Annotated in this window: 16 protein-coding genes; 11 read left to right on the plus strand and 5 right to left on the minus strand. The window is 54.3% G+C overall.

Annotated features, from left to right (window positions below; genetic code table 11):
* Positions 1-44 precede the first annotated feature (44 nt).
* The 4 genes from BH714_RS03590 to BH714_RS03605 all read left to right on the plus strand — a co-directional run bounded on the left by BH714_RS03590 (position 45) and on the right by BH714_RS03605 (position 3280).
* Complete coding sequence (locus tag BH714_RS03590; RefSeq protein WP_040017058.1) at positions 45-1274, plus strand: winged helix-turn-helix domain-containing protein; 1230 nt, start codon at positions 45-47, stop codon at positions 1272-1274.
* Positions 1275-1319: 45 nt separating this feature from the next.
* Positions 1320-1502, plus strand: coding sequence for a protein YcaR (ycaR, locus tag BH714_RS03595; RefSeq protein ID WP_006174474.1), 183 nt, complete (start codon positions 1320-1322; stop codon positions 1500-1502).
* Positions 1499-2245 carry a 3-deoxy-manno-octulosonate cytidylyltransferase gene (kdsB, locus tag BH714_RS03600; RefSeq protein ID WP_014169394.1) on the plus strand — a complete coding sequence of 249 codons (747 nt, stop codon included), beginning with the start codon at positions 1499-1501 and terminating at the stop codon, positions 2243-2245. Before ycaR ends, kdsB begins: the two co-directional genes overlap by 4 nt.
* A 141-nt stretch (positions 2246-2386) precedes the next feature.
* A complete protein-coding gene (locus tag BH714_RS03605) occupies positions 2387-3280 on the plus strand; it encodes a YcbJ family phosphotransferase (protein ID WP_040017059.1) in 894 nt (297 codons plus the stop codon).
* Here BH714_RS03605 and elyC read toward each other — a convergent pair.
* Entirely contained in the window at positions 3257-4036 is a 780-nt protein-coding gene (gene elyC, locus BH714_RS03610) for an envelope biogenesis factor ElyC (RefSeq protein WP_040017061.1), read from the minus strand. The two genes, BH714_RS03605 and elyC, sit on opposite strands and share 24 nt — an antisense overlap.
* A 124-nt stretch (positions 4037-4160) precedes the next feature.
* On the opposite strand from elyC, the gene cmoM reads away from it, so the two are divergent.
* The 7 genes from cmoM (at position 4161) to BH714_RS03645 (ending at position 14798) form a co-directional block, all read left to right on the plus strand.
* Positions 4161-4940 carry a tRNA uridine 5-oxyacetic acid(34) methyltransferase CmoM gene (cmoM, locus tag BH714_RS03615; RefSeq protein ID WP_032677804.1) on the plus strand — a complete coding sequence of 260 codons (780 nt, stop codon included), beginning with the start codon at positions 4161-4163 and terminating at the stop codon, positions 4938-4940.
* Between the two features lie 3 nt (positions 4941-4943).
* Positions 4944-6266 (plus strand): chromosome partition protein MukF, encoded by a 1323-nt coding sequence (gene mukF / locus BH714_RS03620; RefSeq protein WP_014169399.1) that lies wholly within the window; start codon positions 4944-4946, stop codon positions 6264-6266.
* Positions 6247-6951 carry a chromosome partition protein MukE gene (mukE, locus tag BH714_RS03625; RefSeq protein WP_014169400.1) on the plus strand — a complete coding sequence of 235 codons (705 nt, stop codon included), beginning with the start codon at positions 6247-6249 and terminating at the stop codon, positions 6949-6951. The genes mukF and mukE overlap by 20 nt, the downstream gene beginning before the upstream one ends.
* Positions 6951-11402, plus strand: coding sequence for a chromosome partition protein MukB (mukB, locus tag BH714_RS03630; protein ID WP_014169401.1), 4452 nt, complete (start codon positions 6951-6953; stop codon positions 11400-11402). The genes mukE and mukB overlap by 1 nt, the downstream gene beginning before the upstream one ends.
* Positions 11403-11578: 176 nt before the next feature.
* Positions 11579-13402, plus strand: coding sequence for a L,D-transpeptidase (gene ldtD / locus BH714_RS03635; protein WP_040017062.1), 1824 nt, complete (start codon positions 11579-11581; stop codon positions 13400-13402).
* A gap of 176 nt (positions 13403-13578) precedes the next feature.
* Positions 13579-14130 (plus strand): peptidoglycan L,D-endopeptidase MepK, encoded by a 552-nt coding sequence (locus tag BH714_RS03640; RefSeq protein ID WP_014169403.1) that lies wholly within the window; start codon positions 13579-13581, stop codon positions 14128-14130.
* A 20-nt stretch (positions 14131-14150) separates the two neighbouring features.
* Positions 14151-14798, plus strand: coding sequence for an MBL fold metallo-hydrolase (locus BH714_RS03645; RefSeq protein ID WP_020884810.1), 648 nt, complete (start codon positions 14151-14153; stop codon positions 14796-14798).
* A 50-nt stretch (positions 14799-14848) separates the two neighbouring features.
* On the opposite strand, the gene aspC is transcribed toward BH714_RS03645, so the two are convergent.
* The 4 genes from aspC to pncB form a co-directional block, all read right to left on the minus strand.
* A complete protein-coding gene (gene aspC / locus BH714_RS03650) occupies positions 14849-16039 on the minus strand; it encodes an aspartate transaminase (protein WP_020884809.1) in 1191 nt (396 codons plus the stop codon).
* A 185-nt stretch (positions 16040-16224) separates the two neighbouring features.
* A complete protein-coding gene (locus tag BH714_RS03655; protein ID WP_020884808.1) occupies positions 16225-17313 on the minus strand; it encodes a porin in 1089 nt (362 codons plus the stop codon).
* A gap of 605 nt (positions 17314-17918) precedes the next feature.
* A complete protein-coding gene (gene asnS, locus BH714_RS03660) occupies positions 17919-19319 on the minus strand; it encodes an asparagine--tRNA ligase (RefSeq protein WP_040017065.1) in 1401 nt (466 codons plus the stop codon).
* A gap of 169 nt (positions 19320-19488) precedes the next feature.
* Entirely contained in the window at positions 19489-20691 is a 1203-nt protein-coding gene (gene pncB / locus BH714_RS03665) for a nicotinate phosphoribosyltransferase (RefSeq protein ID WP_040017066.1), read from the minus strand.
* Positions 20692-20860: the final 169 nt, after the last annotated feature.

The raw sequence follows: 20860 nt of genomic DNA on the forward strand, positions 1-20860 counted from the left end.
TGGCTTACGCGGTTCTGGTGGCGCTTTGACTGACAGGAAAACGCATGTCTTTACCGCAACTCTCGCTTTCAGCCGCACGTCATTTGCACCTTGCCGCACAGGGGCTACTCAAAAAGCCCCGCCGCCGCGCGCAGCCCGCCGATATTCTCTCTACCGTTCAGCGCATGTCGCTCCTTCAAATTGACACCATTAATATTGTGGCCCGTAGCCCTTACCTTGTGCTGTTTAGTCGACTGGGGAATTATCCGCCTCAGTGGCTGGATGACGCGCTCAGTAAGGGGGACTTAATGGAGTACTGGGCGCACGAGGCCTGTTTCCTGCCGCGCAGCGATTTTGCTCTGGTTCGCCATCGCATGCTGGCCCCCGAAAAGATGGGCTGGAAATACCGCCAGGAATGGATGCAGGAGCACGCGACTGAAATAGCACAGCTTATCGAGCATATTCAGCAAAACGGTCCTGTACGTTCCGCCGATTTTGAACATCCGAGAAAAGGGACCAGCGGCTGGTGGGAGTGGAAGCCGCACAAACGCCACCTTGAAGGACTGTTTACGTCCGGCAAAGTCATGGTGATTGAACGGCGTAATTTTCAGCGCGTGTATGACCTGACGCACCGCGTGATGCCCCACTGGGACGATGAGCGTGACTTACTCACCCAGGAGGCAGCGGAAGCCATCATGCTGGAGAACAGCGCCCGCAGTCTGGGCATTTTCCGGCCGCAGTGGCTGGCGGATTACTATCGCCTTCGCCAGCCGGCCCTGAAACCGCTGCTGGAAATGTGGCAGCGTGAACATCGTGTTATCCCCGTCACGGTAGAAACCCTCGGGGACATGTGGCTGCATTCGGATCTCCTCCCGCTCTTACCCCAGGCTCTGGAAAGTAAGCTTCAGGCAACCCACAGCGCGGTGTTATCGCCTTTCGATCCGGTCGTGTGGGACAGAAAACGGGCCGAACAGCTCTTTAATTTCAGCTATCGGCTCGAGTGTTACACCCCCGCGCCAAAGCGTCAGTACGGCTACTTTGTGTTGCCTCTGCTGCACAAAGGGCAACTGGTCGGTCGAATGGACGCCAAAATGCACCGCAAAACCGGCACGCTGGAGATTATCGCGCTCTATCTTGAAGAGGGGATCAAGACCACCGCGGCGCTGGAAAAAGGATTAACCTCCGCCATTAGCGAATTCGCACGCTGGCAGGGGGCCCACGACGTGGCGCTGGGTCGGGTGCCTGACGGGTTGTTTAGCACCTGTCGACGTGGCTGGGAAACAGACACTCCCTGAAAAAGGAATGTGTTAAGCTTTAGCGATTACCCATACGGAGGAACTATGGATCACCGTTTACTTGAAATTATTGCCTGCCCGGTGTGCAACGGCAAACTTTACTACAGCCAGGACAAACAAGAGCTGATTTGCAAGCTGGACAGTCTGGCATTCCCGCTGCGCGACGGTATTCCGGTATTGCTGGAAAACGAAGCCCGCTCCCTGGTGGCAGAAGAGAGCAAACCATGAGTTTTGTTGTCATTATTCCTGCGCGTTATGCATCAACCCGTCTGCCGGGTAAACCGCTGGTGGATATCAACGGCAAACCGATGATTGTGCATGTCCTTGAACGTGCGCGTGAGTCCGGTGCTGAGCGCGTTATCGTGGCAACCGATCATCCGGACGTTGCCCGTGCGGTTGAGGCGGCTGGCGGAGAAGTGTGCATGACCCGCGCCGATCACCAGTCCGGCACAGAGCGCCTGGCAGAAGTGGTTGAGAAATGCGGTTTCAGTGATGATACGGTCATCGTTAACGTACAGGGCGACGAGCCGATGATCCCGGCGGTCATTATTCGCCAGGTGGCGGAAAACCTGGCGCAGCGCCAGGTCGGTATGGCTACGCTCGCGGTACCTGTGCTCCACGCTGAAGAGGCGTTTAATCCGAACGCGGTGAAAGTGGTGATGGATGCCGAGGGCTATGCGCTCTATTTCTCTCGCGCCACTATTCCCTGGGATCGTGATCGTTTTGCGGTTTCAAAAGAGACCATTGGTGATTCATTCCTGCGTCATCTGGGGATCTACGGCTACCGCGCTGGCTTTATTCGTCGTTATGTCACCTGGGCACCCAGCCCGCTGGAGCATATCGAAATGCTGGAGCAGCTCCGCGTGCTCTGGTACGGGGAAAAAATCCACGTTGCCGTTGCACAGGAAGTGCCAGGTACGGGTGTTGACACCCCGGAAGATCTTGAGCGCGTCCGCGCCGAATTACGTTAATAGCGCCCGCATCCCTCCTTACGGGGGGATGTTCTCTCCCGGTTATTTTCCCTTTCTTTTCCATAATTGATCTCTGTCGGGTGACATCTTCTGTCCGCGCGCTCATTATAAAAGCAGTAGTCTTAATGGGGGTAATCTCATATGGAACAGCTGCGTGCTGAACTGAGCCATCTGCTGGGTGAGAAGTTAAGCAGGGTTGAGTGTGTGAACGAAAAGGCAGATACCGCACTCTGGTCGTTATATGACAGCCAGGGAAACCCAATGCCGCTGATGGCCCGAAGTTTTACCTCGCCGGGCGTTGCCAGGCAGTTGGCCTGGAAAATGTCGATGCTTGCGCGACAAGGGACCGTCCGCATGCCGACGGTGTATGGCGTGATGACGCATGAAGAACACCCCGGCCCCGATGTCCTGCTGATTGAGCGGTTACGTGGCGTGCCTGTGGAAGCGCCGGCTCGTTCACCGGAACGCTGGGAACAGCTGAAAGATCAGATTGTCGAGGCGCTACTGGGTTGGCACAGACAAGACAGCGGTGGGCTCGTCGGGCCGGTAGACAGCACCCAGGAAAACCTGTGGCCACTGTGGTACCGCCAGCGGGTCGAAGTGTTGTGGGGCACCCTTAACCAGTTTAATAACACCGGTTTGACCATGCAGGACAAACGTATTTTGTTCCGCACCCGGGAGTGTTTGCCCGCGCTGTTTGACGGCTTTAACGACAACTGCGTGCTGGTTCACGGCAATTTTACCCTGCGCAGCATGCTGAAAGACCCTCGCAGCGACCAGCTTCTGGCAATGGTAGGGCCAGGGATCATGCTCTGGGCACCGCGCGAGTACGAGTTGTTCAGGCTCAGCGACAGCGGGGCCGCAGAGGGGTTACTCTGGTATTATCTCCAGCGCGCGCCGGTTGCAGAAGCGTTTCTCTGGCGCCGCTGGCTCTATCTGCTCTGGGATGAAGTGGCGCAACTGGTCAATACTGGCCGTTTTAATCGCGCCAACTTCGATCTCGCCACGAAATCACTCCTGCCCTGGCTCGCCTGACGCGCCTTTTAGCCATTGCCAGAGGCGTCCAAGCGTTTCGTAACCGACACGATCGCTGTGCATCAGCCACATCGGGGACGGGATCGCCCGTTCCCACGGGTTAAGCGGCGCGTCGATGGCCATCTGGTTAGCCGGCGCGGGGAGGGGATGCAGGCCAACTCTTTCGAAGAAAATCATCGCCCGCGGCAGGTGCGAGGCGGACGTAACCAGCAGGAACGGGGCATCGCCAATCGCCTGCTTCACGGCGGCAGCTTCTTCTTCGGTGTCTTTTGGGCTGTCCAGCGTGATGATAGCGGAACGCGGTACACCCAGCGATTCAGCCACTCTGGCTCCGGCTTCGGCCGTGCTGACCGGGTTTGTTTTTGCCGCCGCACCGGTAAAGATCATTTTCGATCCCGGATTCGCCAGCCACAGGCGAATGCCTTCGTTCAGTCGAGGCAGGCTGTTGTTAATCAGGTTTGAACTGGGCGCCCAGTTCGGATCCCAGGTGTAACCCCCACCCAGCACCACGATATACTTTACCTCCTGATGACCCTGCCATGTCGGGTACCTGTTTTCGACAGGACGTAACAGGCTATCCGCAACCGGCTGTAGGCTCAGCAACAGCAGGACCAGCCAGCCGACGGTAATAAGCGTTTTGCCACTTTTCTGAAAGCGACTAAACCACACCAGCGCCAGCCCCAGCGCAATGATGATAAGCAGCAGTGGAAGGGGAAGCATCATCCCCCCAATGTATTTCTTCAGGGTAAAAAGCATCCTTTTTGGTTCCTTTTTTAACCATATAGCAGGTGATTACTCGTGATATTACACCAGAGAGGTTCATTCTCCGCGCGGGTGTGACAAAATAGCGGTTTTGCAGTTAGCGAGTGGAACTCTCCCAATGCGGGATCGCAATTTTGATGACATCGCGGAAAAGTTTTCGCGCAACATTTATGGCACCACGAAAGGGCAGTTGCGTCAGACGATCCTCTGGCAGGATCTGGACAACATCCTGGCCTCGTTTGAGGGGCAAACGTTGCGCGTGCTGGACGCTGGCGGCGGTGAAGGGCAGACGGCTATCAAAATGGCCCAGCGCGGTCATCACGTAACGCTTTGCGATCTTTCTGCTGAGATGATCGCGCGTGCGACGCGTGCCGCAGAAGAGAAAGGTGTGAGCGACAACATGCATTTTATACAATGCGCCGCTCAGGACATCGCACAGCATTTGGAAACCCAGGTTGATCTGATATTGTTTCATGCAGTGCTGGAGTGGGTTGCCGATCCGCAAAGCGTGTTACGCACCCTGTGGTCGATGTTGCGCCCGGGCGGTACGCTGTCACTGATGTTCTACAATGCTAACGGCTTCCTGATGCACAACATGGTTGCGGGTAACTTCGACTATGTTCAGGTCGGGATGCCAAAAAAGAAAAAACGCACGCTTTCCCCGGATTATCCGCGCGATCCGCAGCAGGTGTATGGCTGGCTGGAAGAGATTGGCTGGCAGATAACCGGGAAAACGGGCGTCAGGGTGTTTCATGATTATCTGCGTGAAAAACACAAACAGCGTGACTGTTTTGACACCTTAACAGAATTGGAAACGCGGTATTGCCGTCAGGAACCTTTTGTCAGTCTTGGCCGCTATATTCACGTCACCGCGCACAAGCCGCAGATGCAAGGATAACCTATGAGTGAATTTTCCCAGACAGTCCCCGAACTGGTTGCCTGGGCCAGGAAAAACGATTTCTCCATCTCGCTGCCGGTAGACAGACTCTCTTTCCTGCTGGCGGTTGCCACGCTGAACGGCGAACGGCTGGATGGTGAAATGAGCGAGGGTGAACTGGTGGATGCGTTCCGCCATGTCAGTGATGCGTTTGAGCAAACCAGCGAAACCATTAGCGTGCGTGCCAACAACGCAATCAACGATATGGTGCGTCAACGTCTGCTGAACCGCTTTACCAGCGAGCAGGCGGAAGGAAACGCCATCTATCGTCTGACGCCACTGGGTATCGGCATCACCGATTACTACATCCGCCAGCGTGAATTTTCCACGCTGCGTCTTTCCATGCAGCTCTCGATTGTGGCGGGTGAACTTAAGCGCGCTGCCGATGCAGCGGATGAAAACGGTGACGAATTCCACTGGCACCGTAACGTCTATGCGCCGCTGAAATATTCGGTGGCAGAGATTTTCGACAGCATCGATCTGACCCAGCGTCTGATGGATGAACAGCAGCAACAGGTAAAAGACGATATCGCGCAGTTGCTGAATAAAGACTGGCGTGCGGCCATCTCCAGCTGTGAAATGTTGCTGTCGGAAACCTCGGGTACGCTGCGTGAACTGCAGGATACGCTGGAAGCGGCAGGGGATAAGCTTCAGGCGAACCTCCTGCGCATCCAGGATGCGACCATGGCCCATGACGATCTGCATTTTATTGACCGTCTGGTGTTCGATCTGCAGAGCAAACTCGATCGTATTATCAGCTGGGGTCAGCAGTCGATTGACCTGTGGATCGGTTATGACCGTCACGTGCATAAATTTATCCGTACCGCGATCGATATGGATAAAAACCGCGTCTTTGCTCAGCGTCTGCGCCAGTCGGTACAGACCTATTTCGATGCGCCATGGGCGCTGACTTACGCCAGCGCCGATCGTCTGCTGGATATGCGCGACGAAGAGATGGCCCTGCGCGATGAAGAAGTGACCGGTGAACTGCCACCGGATCTGGAATATGAAGAGTTCAACGAAATTCGTGAGCAACTTGCGGCGATGATCGAAGAACAGCTCGCTGTCTACAAAACCAGACAAGTGCCGCTGGATCTTGGGCTCGTGGTGCGCGACTATCTGGCGCAATATCCTCGCGCGCGCCACTTCGACATCGCCCGCATCGTGGTAGACCAGGCCGTGCGTCTGGGCGTCGCGCAAGCAGATTTCACCGGGCTGCCGCCGAAGTGGCAGCCGATTAACGATTACGGAGCCAAGGTACAGGCGCATGTCATTGACAAATATTGAACAAGTGATGCCAGTTAAGCTGGCACAGGCGCTGGCGAATCCGTTGTTTCCGGCGCTGGACAGCCAACTGCGTGCCGGTCGTCACATTGGCTTAGACGAGCTGGACAATCACGCCTTTTTGATGGACTTCCAGGAGTACCTGGAGGAGTTTTACGCCCGCTATAACGTGGAGCTTATCCGCGCACCGGAAGGGTTTTTCTACCTGCGTCCACGTTCCACAACCCTGATTCCGCGTTCCGTGCTCTCTGAGCTGGATATGATGGTCGGCAAAATTCTTTGCTACCTCTATCTCAGCCCGGAGCGTCTGGCAAATGAAGGCATCTTCACCCAGCAGGAGCTTTACGACGAGCTGCTGGCGCTGGCGGATGAGAGCAAGCTGCTTAAGCTGGTGAACAACCGCTCCACGGGCTCGGATCTTGACCGCCAGAAATTGCAGGAAAAAGTTCGCTCTTCCCTTAACCGTCTGCGTCGTCTGGGCATGGTCTGGTTTATGGGCCATGACAGCAGCAAATTCCGCATCACGGAATCTGTCTTCCGCTTCGGCGCCGATGTGCGTGCGGGCGACGATGCGCGTGAAGCGCAGCTTCGCATGATCCGCGACGGTGAAGCGATGCCGGTGGAAAACCATTTGCAGCTCGATGATGAGCATGAAGAGAATCTGCCGGATAGCGGGGAGGAAGAGTAATGATTGAACGCGGTAAATTTCGCTCACTAACGCTGATTAACTGGAACGGCTTCTTTGCCCGGACGTTCGATCTGGATGAACTGGTTACGACGCTCTCCGGTGGTAATGGTGCGGGTAAATCCACCACCATGGCGGCGTTTGTTACGGCACTGATCCCCGATCTGACGCTGCTCCATTTCCGTAACACCACCGAAGCGGGGGCGACCAGCGGCTCTCGCGATAAAGGCCTGCACGGCAAACTCAAAGCAGGCGTCTGTTATTCGGTACTGGACGTCATTAACTCCCGACATCAGCGTGTGGTGGTGGGGGTACGTCTGCAGCAGGTCGCAGGCCGTGACCGTAAAGTGGACATTAAACCGTTTGCCATCCAGGGTCTGCCAACCTCCATGCAGCCCACAGCGCTGCTGACGGAAACCCTTAATGAGCGCCAGGCGCGCGTGCTGACGTTGCAGGAGTTGAAAGATAAGCTCGAAACCATCGAAGGCGTGCAGTTCAAGCAGTTCAACTCCATTACGGATTACCACTCCCTGATGTTCGATCTGGGCGTTGTGGCCCGTCGTCTGCGCAGCGCGTCTGACCGTAGCAAATACTACCGTTTGATCGAAGCATCGTTGTACGGTGGTATCTCCAGCGCCATTACCCGCTCCCTGCGCGACTATCTGTTGCCGGAAAACAGCGGCGTGCGTAAGGCCTTCCAGGATATGGAAGCCGCACTGCGTGAAAACCGCATGACGCTCGAAGCCATTCGCGTGACGCAGTCTGACCGTGACCTGTTTAAGCACCTGATTAGCGAGGCCACCAACTACGTGGCGGCGGACTATATGCGTCACGCCAATGAACGTCGTGTCCATCTCGATCAGGCGTTAGAGTACCGCCGCGAGCTGTTTACCTCCCGTAAACAGCTGGTGGCTGAGCAGTATAAGCACGTCGAAATGGCGCGTGAACTGGGCGAGCACAACGGTGCCGAAGGCGATCTGGAAGCCGATTACCAGGCTGCCAGCGATCACCTGAACCTGGTGCAGACCGCCCTGCGTCAGCAGGAGAAGATCGAGCGCTACGAAGCGGATCTCGATGAGCTGCAAATTCGTCTCGAAGAGCAAAATGAAGTGGTGGCGGAAGCTGCCGACATGCAGGAAGAGAACGAAGCACGTGCTGAGGCCGCCGAGCTGGAAGTGGATGAGCTGAAAAATCAGCTGGCCGATTACCAGCAGGCGCTAGACGTGCAGCAGACGCGTGCAATTCAGTATACCCAGGCACTTCAGGCGTTACAGCGTGCAAAAGAGCTGTGTCATCTGCCTGACCTCACCCCGGAAAGCGCTGACCAGTGGCTGGATACCTTCCAGGCCAAAGAGCAGGAAGCGACCGAGAAACTGCTCTCGCTTGAACAGAAGATGAGCGTCGCGCAAACGGCGCACAGTCAGTTTGAGCAAGCGTACCAGCTGGTTGTGGCAATTAACGGCCCGCTTGCGCGTAACGAAGCGTGGGAAGTTGCCCGTGAACTGCTGCGCGACGGTGTGAATCAGCGCCATCTGGCCGAGCAGGTTCAGCCGCTGCGTATGCGCCTGAACGAACTGGAACAGCGTCTTCGCGAACAGCAGGAAGCCGAGCGTATGCTGGCGGAGTTCTGTAAGCGCCAGGGCAAAAATTACGATTTCGACGATCTTGAAGCTCTGCATCAGGAGCTCGAAGCGCGTATTGCTGCGCTTTCCGATTCCGTATCCAACGCCAGTGAACAGCGCATGACGCTGCGCCAGGAGATGGAACAGCTGCAGTCCCGTTCTAAGGTGCTGCTGCAGCGTGCCCCAGTCTGGCTGGCTGCCCAAAGCAGCCTGAACCAGCTCAGTGAACAGTGCGGCGAACAGTTTGAGTCCAGCCAGGACGTGACCGAATATCTGCAACAGCTGCTGGAGCGCGAGCGCGAGGCGATTGTTGAGCGCGATGAAGTCGGCGCCCGTAAACGCGAGATCGATGAAGAGATTGAGCGCTTAAGCCAGCCTGGTGGTTCGGAAGATTCGCGTCTGAACGCTCTGGCTGAACGTTTTGGCGGCGTGCTGTTGTCCGAAATCTATGACGATGTCGGTCTGGACGATGCGCCGTACTTCTCAGCCCTGTATGGCCCATCACGTAACGCGATTGTGGTCCCGGATCTGTCGCTGATTGCTGACCAGCTGGCAGGGCTGGAAGATTGCCCGGAAGACCTCTATTTAATCGAAGGGGATCCGCAGTCGTTCGATGACAGCGTATTCAGCGTCGATGAGCTGGAAAAAGCGGTTGTCGTCAAAATCGCCGATCGTCAGTGGCGTTATTCTCGCTTCCCTGAGCTTCCGCTGTTTGGTCGCGCAGCGCGTGAAAACCGGATTGAAAGTCTGCACGCCGAGCGTGAGACGTTGTCTGAACGTTTTGCGACCCTGTCGTTTGACGTGCAGAAAACCCAACGTCTGCATCAGGCGTTCAGCCGCTTTATCGGCAGCCATCTGGGCGTGGCGTTTGAAGCTGACCCGGAAGCCGAAATTCGCAAGCTCAACACCCGTCGCGGCGAGCTTGAGCGTGCGATCTCAAACCATGAAAATGACAACCAGCAAAGCCGCGTTCAGTTCGAACAGGCAAAAGAGGGCGTTGCGGCCCTTAACCGCATCCTGCCTCGCCTGAATCTGCTGGCAGATGACACGCTGGCTGACCGCGTGGATGAGATTCAGGAACGTCTGGATGAAGCTCAGGAAGCGGCACGTTTTGTTCAGCAGTACGGTAATCAGCTGGCGAAGCTCGAACCAATGGTCTCCGTGTTGCAGAGCGATCCGGAGCAGTTCGAGCAGTTAAAAGAAGATTATGCCTGGTCGCAGCAGGTGCAGCGCGAAGCGCGCCAGCAGGCGTTTGCCCTGACTGAAGTTGTGCAGCGCCGGGCTCACTTCGGCTACTCCGATTCCGCGGAGATGCTGAGCGGTAACAGCGATCTCAATGAGAAGCTTCGTCAGCGCCTTGAACAGGCTGAAGCGGAACGTACTCGCGCCCGTGACGCGATGCGTAGCCACTCGGCACAGCTGAACCAGTACAATCAGGTCCTGGCCTCGCTGAAAAGCTCCTTCGACACCAAGAAAGAGCTGTTAAACGATCTTCAGAAAGAGTTACAGGACATTGGCGTCCGTGCTGACAGCGGAGCAGAAGAGCGGGCGCGTATCCGTCGTGATGAACTGCATGCGCAGCTCAGTAATAACCGCGCACGTCGTAATCAGTTGGAAAAAGCGCTGACCTTCTGTGAAGCGGAAATGGATAACCTGACTCGTCGCCTGCGCAAGCTGGAGCGTGATTATCACGAAATGCGTGAGCAGGTCGTGACCGCGAAGGCGGGCTGGTGCGCCGTCATGCGGATGGTGAAAGACAATAACGTTGAACGCCGTCTGCATCGTCGCGAGCTGGCCTATCTCTCTGCGGATGAACTGCGCTCTATGTCGGATAAGGCGCTGGGTGCCTTGCGTCTGGCGGTGGCGGATAACGAACACCTGCGCGATGTGCTGCGTATGTCCGAAGATCCGAAACGCCCTGAGCGTAAGATCCAGTTCTTCGTGGCCGTTTATCAGCACCTGCGTGAGCGTATTCGTCAGGACATCATTCGTACCGACGATCCGGTCGAAGCCATTGAGCAGATGGAAATCGAACTGGGCCGCCTGACGGAAGAGTTGACCTCCCGCGAGCAGAAACTGGCTATCAGTTCCCGCAGCGTGGCGAATATCATCCGTAAAACCATCCAGCGCGAGCAGAACCGAATTCGCCAGCTGAACCAGGGCTTGCAGAGCGTATCGTTTGGTCAGGTAAACAGCGTGCGTCTGAACGTGAACGTGCGTGAAGCGCACTCGACGCTGCTGGAAGTGTTGTCTGAACAGCACGAACAGCATCAGGATCTGTTCAACAGCAACCGTCTGACCTTCTCCGAAGCGCTGGCGAAACTGTATCAGCGTCTTAATCCGCAGATTGACATGGGGCAACGCACGCCGCAAACCATTGGTGAAGAGCTCCTGGATTACCGTAACTACCTGGAAATGGAAGTGGAGGTTAACCGTGGTTCAGACGGCTGGCTCCGTGCGGAGTCCGGTGCACTCTCTACCGGTGAAGCTATCGGTACCGGGATGTCGATTCTGGTGATGGTGGTCCAGAGCTGGGAAGATGAAGCACGTCGTCTGCGCGGCAAAGATATCTCCCCATGTCGACTGCTGTTCCTGGATGAAGCGGCGCGTCTTGACGCCCGCTCAATTGCCACACTGTTTGAACTCTGTGAGCGTCTTGATATGCAGCTCATTATCGCAGCGCCGGAGAACATCAGTCCTGAGAAAGGCACCACGTATAAACTGGTGCGTAAGGTATTCCAGAATACCGAACACGTTCACGTGGTCGGGTTACGCGGTTTTGCTCCGCAGCCGCCAGAATCCTTACCGGAAACAACGGCAGACGCGTCTTGAGGCGTTTTCCAACCGTGAGCGGCGCAGCAGCGCCGCTTTTTTTTCACTTAACTTGTGTTTAAGGCTGCGTTATCTTTAAACTTCTTTACATAAGGTAAGGCAACAGGTTTGCCGTCACCCTATAATAAAAGAAAGCCCCAACGTGATGGGCATGTCGTGAAAACAGGGGGCAAGGGATGTTGCTAAAGAAAAAATGTGGTCGTCAGCTGTCTGCGCTAAGTTTATGCCTGGCAGTGACGTTTGCTCCACTGTTAACCGCTCAGGCCGACGAGCCTGAAATTGTGCCGACTGACAGCACAGCAACGACTGGCACACAGCCAACGTCGCTGTCTCAACCGCTGGAGCAGTCTCCTGCGACGGCCATCATGGCCGGTATTAAACCGTTGCCAGAAGGCATCGACGCGGAATCGCTTCGCCAGCAGCTGCTGTCTGGGCTGCCAGCAGGCTACACGCCTGTCTATACCAGTCAGCTCACGCTGCTCTATGCGGCGCGTGACATGAAACCCATGTGGGAAAACCGTGATGCGGTGCGCGCCTTCCAGCAACAGCTGGCAGAAGTCGCCATTGCAGGGTTCCAGCCGCAGTTCACAAAATGGGTTGAGCTCTTAACCGATCCTGCTGTCACCGGGCAGGCGCGGGACGTGGTGCTTTCCGATGCCATGATGGGGTATCTCCAGTTTGTGGCCGGTATTCCGGTCAATGGTAACCGTTGGTTGTACAGCGATAAGCCTTACAAGCTGGCGACTCCGGCCCTGTCGGTAATTAACCAGTGGCAACTGGCACTGGATAGTGGCGATCTGCCGCGCTTTATTGCGAGCCTCTCGCCGGCACATCCGCAATACGCGACCATGCATCAGTCGCTTCTGGAACTGGTCGGGGATTCACGTCCATGGCCGCAGATGCGTGGTACCGCGACGCTGCGTCCTGGACAGTGGAGCAGCGATGTGCCTGCCCTGCGTGAGATCCTCAAACGCTCCGGTATTCTGGATAGCGGGCCTAAAATTGCCCTGCCGGGTGACGATGCGCAAAGCGTCGTTGTCAGCCCGTCAGCCCCGGTGAAAGAGAAAAAAGCCGCCGTTCTGAGTGATAAGCCCGCGGCCTACGATCGGGAGCTGGTTGCAGCGGTTAAGCAGTTTCAGGCTGCTCAGGGGCTGGGTGCTGATGGCGTGATTGGCCAGTCAACGCGCGACTGGCTGAACGTCTCACCTGCGCAGCGGGCAGGGGTGCTGGCGCTCAATATCCAGCGTTTACGCTTGCTGCCAGGGACCCTCTCTACCGGCATCATGGTGAATATTCCGGCGTATTCGCTGGTCTATTACCAGAACGGCAGTGAAGTGCTGGCGTCACGCGTGATTGTGGGACGTCCCGATCGCAAAACGCCGATGATGAGCAGTGCGCTGAACAACGTGGTGGTTAACCCGCCGTGGAACGTACCGCCGACGCTGGCACGTAAAGACATTCTGCCCAAGGTCTGGAACGATCCGGGTTACCTTGAACGCCATGGCTATACGGTGATGCGCGGCTGGAACAGCAAAGAGGCGATAGACCCCTATATGGTCGACTGGTCAACCATTACCGCGTCTAATCTGCCATTCCGGTTCCAGCAGGCACCCGGTGCGCATAACTCGCTCGGACGCTACAAGTTCAATATGCCGAGTTCAGATGCTATCTATCTGCACGATACGCCGAACCACAATCTGTTCCAGAAAGACACCCGCGCGCTGAGTTCAGGCTGTGTGCGTGTCAATAAAGCCTCGGAGCTGGCTAATATGCTGTTGCAGGATGCAGGCTGGAACGATACGCGCATCTCTGACGCCCTGAAGCAGGGGGATACGCGTTACGTTAATATTCGCCATAATATTCCGGTCAATCTTTATTATCTGACGGCGTTTGTGGGTGAGGACGGGCGGACGCAGTATCGTACAGATATTTACAATTATGATCTCACGGCGCGATCCGGCGCACAAATTTTGCCAAAAGCTGAACAATTAATCAGGTAAATGAAGCAGTTCGGGAAAATAGGTTGTCGTAAGTAATGGTGAATACGGGGCTATATGGCTGGAGGCCGCGTATTTACTGGGGTTGGGTGCCTTGACGTAGTCGGCTTTGCCAGTTAAGGTGCCCTTCGTGCGCTAAGCATATTTACGATAAACATTGACCTGTAGACCTGATTATCATGGACAAATTTGACGCTAATCGCCGCAAACTGCTGGCGTTAGGTGGTGTTGCGCTCGGCGCAGCGGCCATCTTGCCGACGCCAGCATTTGCCACCCTCTCGACACCTCGTCCGCGAGTTTTAACGCTCAACAATCTCCACACCGGTGAGTCGTTAAAAGCGGAGTTCTTCGATGGCAGAGGCTATATTCAGGATGAATTAGCAAGACTTAACCATTTTTTCCGTGATTTCCGCGCGAATAAAATAAAAGCCATCGACCCAGGACTGTTTGATCAGTTATTCCGCCTTCAGGGCCTGCTGGGTACCAGCAAGCCAGTGCAGCTTATTTCTGGTTATCGCTCTGTTGATACCAATAATGAACTGCGCGCCCACAGCCGTGGGGTAGCGAAAAAAAGCTATCACACGAAGGGACAGGCAATGGATTTCCATATTGAAGGCGTTTCGTTAGCCAATATTCGCAAAGCTGCGTTATCTATGCGCGCAGGTGGTGTAGGATATTACCCAAGTAGCAACTTTGTGCATATTGATACCGGTCCGGTCCGGCACTGGTAATAACGAAACACAGGAGCAGTATGAACTATCGTATTATTCCGGTTACTGCATTCTCCCAGAATTGTTCATTAATCTGGTGTGAGCAAACCAAACTGGCCGCGCTTGTCGATCCCGGCGGTGACGCTGAGAAAATCAAGCAGGAAGTCGCTGATAGCGGTGTCACGCTGATGCAGATTTTACTGACGCATGGTCATCTTGATCATGTTGGTGCGGCGGCGGAGCTGGCACAGCACTTCGGTGTGCCTGTGATCGGTCCGGAAAAAGAAGATGAGTTCTGGCTGCAGGGTTTACCAGCCCAGAGCCGCATGTTTGGCCTTGATGAGTGTCTGCCCCTGACGCCCGATCGCTGGCTAAATGAAGGAGAGCGCGTTAACGTAGGGAATGTGACTTTGCAGGTGTTGCATTGTCCTGGGCATACGCCAGGCCATATTGTCTTCTTTGATGACCAGTCCCGTCTGCTGATTTCCGGCGATGTGATTTTCAAAGGTGGCGTAGGACGCAGCGATTTTCCACGTGGCGACCACGGACAGCTGATTCAGTCGATTAAACAGAAGTTGTTGCCGCTGGGCGATGATGTGACGTTTATCCCTGGACACGGTCCGATGTCGACGCTGGGTTATGAACGACTCCATAACCCGTTCCTTCAGGACGAAATGCCTGTCTGGTAACCAGAATAAAAAAAAGCCTGCATTACGCAGGCTTTTTTTATGGGTGCAATTTACAGCACGGCGACGATGGCTTCGCACAGCGGCGCCATATTGTCTGGGGTCATGCCTGCAACGTTGACGCGGCCAGACGCCACGGCGTAGACGCCAAACTCTTCACGCAGACGCAGAACCTGTTCTTTGGTCAGGCCGCTGAAAGAGAACATACCGTTCTGCTTAATAATAAAGCTGAAGTCACGGTCAGCGCCTTTCTCCGCAAGGGTGTTCACAAACAGCAGACGCATGCGCTGAATACGCTGACGCATATCGTTCAGCTCTTGTTCCCAGATAGCGCGCAGTGCATCGTTGCTCAGGATAGTCGCAACGACAGAGGCACCGTGTGCAGGCGGGTTAGAGTAGTTAGCGCGGATCACGGATTTCATCTGGCTGAATGCACGATCAACGGTTTCAGTGTTCGCCGCAACCAGCGTACAGGCACCGACACGCTCATTGTAAAGACCGAAGTTCTTGGAGTAAGAGCTTGCCACGATCAGTTCCTGATGCACGGCAGCAAAAGCGCGCAGGCCTTCCGCGTCTTCTTCCAGACCACGGGCGAAGCCCTGGTATGCAAAGTCAAACAGCGGCAGCCAGCCTTTTTCTACGGAGAGCTTCGCCAGCTGTTCCCACTGTTCCAGTGTTGGATCAATACCGGTTGGGTTGTGGCAGCAGCCGTGGAACAGCACCACATCACCCGCCTGAGCCTCGTTCAGGCTGGCCAGCAGACCGTCGAAGTCCAGAGAGTGGTTAGCCGCGTCGTAGTAAGCATATTCGCGTACTTCCAGGCCTGCAGAGTTGAATACGCTCTTGTGGTTTGGCCAGCTTGGGTTGCTCACCCAGACACGCTTAACAGAGGTGTTTTTCGCAAGGAAATCCGCCGCGACGCGCAGCGCGCCGGTACCGCCAGGGGTCTGTGCTGTACGCGCACGCTTGTCGCTCACAATTGCACTGCCTTTGCCGAACAGCAGTTCCTGAGTGCAACGACCAAATTCAGGGATACCATCAATACCGAGGTAATTTTTGGTGGTTTCATTTTCCAGCAGATACTGCTCAGCTTTTTTAACGCTGGTCAGCACCGGGGTTTTGCCGGTTTCATCTTTATATACACCAATACCCAGGTTGATTTTACCAGGGCGGTCGTCGGCACGAAACAGATCGGCCAGGCCCAGAATAGGGTCGGCAGGAGCGGCGGTAATGTTCTCAAACATGACGAAGTTCCATTGTGATTACAGAAGTGAAATCCGCTATCAGGTTAACGGTAGATTTACAAAATGCCAACCGTTTGCGACAAAAAGCGTGCGGCTTTTCAAAAGTCGCCATTTTTTGCTATCAGACATAAAAAAAACAGGGCCGAAGCCCTGTTCATTAAGCATATAACAAAGTGGTGTACTGATTAGAACTGGTAGGTCACAGCCATTGCAACCTGGTCGTCTTTACCGTTCACGATACCTACGCTACGAGAGTAGTCGGTGTCGTCGATCAGGTTCAGCTGGTAATCAACATAGATGTTGAAGTTTTTGTTGAAGTAGTAAGTTGCACCCAGTTCAACGAATTTCTGCAGGTCAGCATCGCCGCCAGCGAAGGTGCCACGTTGTGCAAGGTTTTTACCTTTAGACTGCACGTAGGACACGGATGGGCGCAGACCGAAGTCGAACTGGTACTGAGCGATAACTTCGAAGTTCTGCGTTTTGTTTGCGAAAGAACCGTCGTCTTCACGGGTCATGTTACGCGTTTCAGCATAGGTGGTTGCCAGGTAGATGTTGTTCGCATCGTATTTAGCACCAACAGCCCATGCTTCCGCTTTCTCGCCTTTGCCGTCTGCGGATTGCCCGTCAGTACGGTCAGAGTTGCTGTATGCGCCGATCAGGCCGAAACCTTCACCGAACTCATAACCTACAGAGGTACCGAAACCGTCACCGTTAGCGGTTCTCACGTCAGTACGCTCGTTTTTGCCCTGATACTGCAGGCCCAGGCTCAGACCGTCAACCAGACCGAAGAAGTCAGAGTTGCGGTAAGTCAGGAGACCAGAGTTACGGCCAGTCATGAAGTTGTCAGAGTAGTTTGCCCAGGTCATACCTGAGAAAGATGGCGCCATATCGGTGTAAGATTCTACGTCGTATACGATACCGTAGTTACGGCCGTAGTCGATGGAACCTGCATCACCTGCTTTCAGACCGGCGAACGCCAGACGGGTACGCTGAGTCTGGTTGCTTTCTGCCTGGCTTGCCAGAGCACGGTATTCCCACTGACCGAAACCAGTCAGTTGGTCGTTAATTTGAGTCTCGCCTTTGAAACCGATCTGAGCATAGGTAGCGTCGTTGCTGTCAGTGTTGTCACCAGAGGTAACGAAGTCGTGCTCACCAACCACTTTCCCGTACAGATCCAGTTTGTTGCCGCTTTTGTTATAGATTTCTGCAGCGTTAGCTGCACCGGCTACCAGCAGGGCAGGGATTACCACTGCCAGAATATTGCGCTTCATCATTATTTATTACCCTCATTGGTTTTTTTATGACACTCGCCACTGCCGTCAATAAATTCTGTCAATAAATATTTCCGGAACTATTGATGAGAGTTAGGTGTCTTTATGTATCTGACAGGCATCTTTCCATTCATAGAACCGTTTCGCTAGCCTGAAAGTGCTACAATTCTCAAGATTAAGTTACAAAAAGAAATCATGTGTAACTAAATGTGTATTTTTCGGAACTTTGTGAACCACCTCAAATTTCAGCGTCCACTGGCGAATTAAACGGCAGATACTTTGATATCTATATGAAAAGCTTATAATTAATTTAGATAAAGGCAATTCGTATAAACAGAAGCCAAACGGCTCATTTTTTCTTATGACCCGAAAAAGACTTCTGGATGGCTGTAAAACTGGTTGAATTTTGTGCTATTGCTTCAGATTGCAATAAGCGCAATAAGAATAGGGTTTATTTTTTGTGCGTAGATGTTTCGTGGAAACAAAACGTAACAGGTAGTGGTTGTAACGGGGTTGTGGTTTAAAAATGCTGACTTTGCGCTGACGAAAACTGACAATGCAGAATAAAATAATGGCCAGCAATTGCTGGCCATTTGTTATTCAGTCGATTAGAAACTGGCGTTACGCGGTGTGCGTGGGAATGGAATAACGTCACGGACGTTCTGAACACCGGTGACATAGGCGATCAGACGCTCAAAGCCCAGACCAAAACCGGCATGCGGGACGGTACCGTAACGGCGTAAATCGCGATACCAGCTGTAATCCGCAGGATTAAGGCCCATCTCTTCCATGCGTGCGTCCAGTACGTCAAGACGCTCTTCACGCTGAGAACCACCGATGATTTCACCAATGCCCGGTGCCAGGACGTCCATCGCCGCAACGGTTTTACCGTCTTCGTTAAGGCGCATATAGAAGGCCTTAATGTCTTTCGGGTAGTTTTTCACCACAACCGGTGCTTTGAAGTGCTTCTCGGCTAGGTAACGCTCGTGCTCAGACGCCAGGTCAACGCCCCAGTAAACCGGGTTCTCAAACTTCTCACCGCATTTCTCGAGGATGGCCACCGCGTCGGTGTAGTCCACCTGCGCGAAATCTGCTGAGACGAAACGCTCCAGACGTGCGACTGCATCGCTGTCGACACGCTCTGCGAAGAATTTCATGTCATCAGGACGCTCTTCCAGCACCGCTTTGAAGACATATTTCAGCATCGCTTCTGCCAGACCCGCGACATCATCCAGATCTGCGAACGCCACTTCAGGCTCCAGCATCCAGAATTCCGCCAGGTGACGGCTGGTGTTGGAGTTTTCTGCACGGAAGGTAGGACCAAAGGTGTAGATTTTGGACAGCGCGCAGGCGTAAGTTTCACCGTTGAGCTGACCAGAAACCGTCAGGAAGGCCTCTTTACCGAAGAAGTCTTTGTCATAGTCCACTTTACCTTCTGGCGTACGCGGCAGGTTTTCCATGTCCAGCGTAGAAACGCGGAACATTTCACCCGCACCTTCCGTATCGGACGCAGTGATCAGTGGAGTAGACACCCAGAAATAACCCTGCTCATCGAAGAAACGATGCAGCGCCTGCGCCAGCGTATGACGCACGCGGGCAACCGCACCAATCAGGTTGGTGCGTGGACGCAGGTGCGCCACTTCACGCAGGTATTCGATGCTGTGACGTTTTGCCGCCATTGGGTAGGTGTCGGGATCTTCAACCCAGCCAGTGACTTCAATGGCTGAGGCCTGAATTTCGAAACTCTGACCCTGACCAGGTGATGCCACAACAACACCGGTTACGATAACGGAACAACCCGTTGTCAGGCGCAGAACGTCATCATTGTAATTGGGCAGAGAATTATTAATGACGGCCTGTACAGGATCAAAGCAGGAACCGTCATAGACGGCAAGGAAGGAGATGCCAGCTTTAGAATCTCGGCGAGTACGCACCCATCCGCGCACGATGACTTCTTGGTCAACGGCGACACGGCCCTGGAGTACGTCGGCTACAGGCACAACGCTCATAATATTCTCTCTGTTAATAGTCGGAAAAAATAAACACTTGTCCACCCTTACTGGGGGGGATATCTATGTTACCTGGCATCCGCCATCAGACAAGCAGATTTCGCAGTCAAAAGAGAAGAATTAAGAAATAAATTGAGGAGAGGGGAGCCTGAAAGGCTCCCGAAAGCGGTTAACTGGCTTTTTTGATCTGCGGCAGATCGAATGCTTTGCGTAATGCGCGCACAAAGGCTTTGTCATGGCAGATGGTTTTACCGGGGCTATCGGAGAGCTTCGCTACCGGCTTACCGTTACATTCCACCAGTTTTATCACGATGTTCAGAGGTTTTACCTGAGGGATGTCGCAGGTCAGGCGGGTGCCAATCCCAAAGCTTAGGTTAATTCTGGAGGTGAAATGACGATAGAGATTGACCGCTTTCGCCAGATCGAGGTTATCAGAGAAGACCAGCACCTTGCTCATTGGGTCAATGCCCAGTTTTTCGTAATGGGCAATGGCCTTTTCACCCCATTCAACCGGATCCCCGGAATCATGGCGTAATCCCTGATAACGTTCGGCAAATTCAGGGCCAAAATCACGCAGGAACGCGTCCATCGTAATACAGTCGGTAAGCGCGATGCCCAGTTGATTGGGATATTCTTCCAGCCACGCGGCCAGTGCGGCACGCTGGCTGTTTGCCAGGTCCGGGCTTATCTGCTGATGCGCCTGGAACCACTCATGCGCCTGGGTACCCATTGGGGTCAGATCCAGACGACGTGCCAGATCGTAGTTGCTGGTGCCCACGAACCACGGCTCCTGCTGCAGACGCTTCACAATAGCCTGCTGCACTTCGCGAGAGAAACGGCGACGCGTGCCAAAATCCATCAGGCGGAAGCGGGACATATCCAGCCCTTCGGTCAGCGTTGAGAATGCGGCCAGTTTATTTTCCAGCGACGCGACCGCCTGCTCAACGCCGGTTTCCGGCGAACGGTAGCGGTGGGCCAGTTCACTGATCACCGCGAGAAGTGGAACTTCCCACATGATCACTTCACGCCACGGGCCTTCAAGACGAATATCCAGCTTGCCGTTATCATTGACCACGGTCACCTGCTCCGGCTTATAGCGGAAATCGCGCAGCCAGTTCAGGTAGTCAGCTTTAAAGAAGGGCAGGCCAGAGAGCCACTGATATTCGTCGTCCTGCAGCGTCAGATGCTGCATAGCATCGACCTGTTCACGAATGGAGTCTGCGTAGATACCGAGCAAGTCGTCACCACGGCAGCGGAATTCCGCCGCGACATGGACGTCATAGTAATGGTGGAAAACGGCTTGCTGCATATGCAGTTTATACGCGTCGGTATCCAGCAATGTATGCAGAACAGGAGAAGCGAATTGAGTCATAGGTGCGCAGTAGCATCCTCTCACAGGAGCGTTTAGTACAATAAACAACTCCGGAGTATACCTTGTTTAGTGATTTATTGAACCCCGATCACAACATAAGCGCTCTTTATGGTCGAGGGCATTTTGTGCCCCGTGTTATACAAATGTAGCGAAAAAGGTGTTTGTACCT

Source organism: Enterobacter ludwigii, assembly GCF_001750725.1.
In the GTDB taxonomy this organism is placed as follows: domain Bacteria; phylum Pseudomonadota; class Gammaproteobacteria; order Enterobacterales; family Enterobacteriaceae; genus Enterobacter; species Enterobacter ludwigii.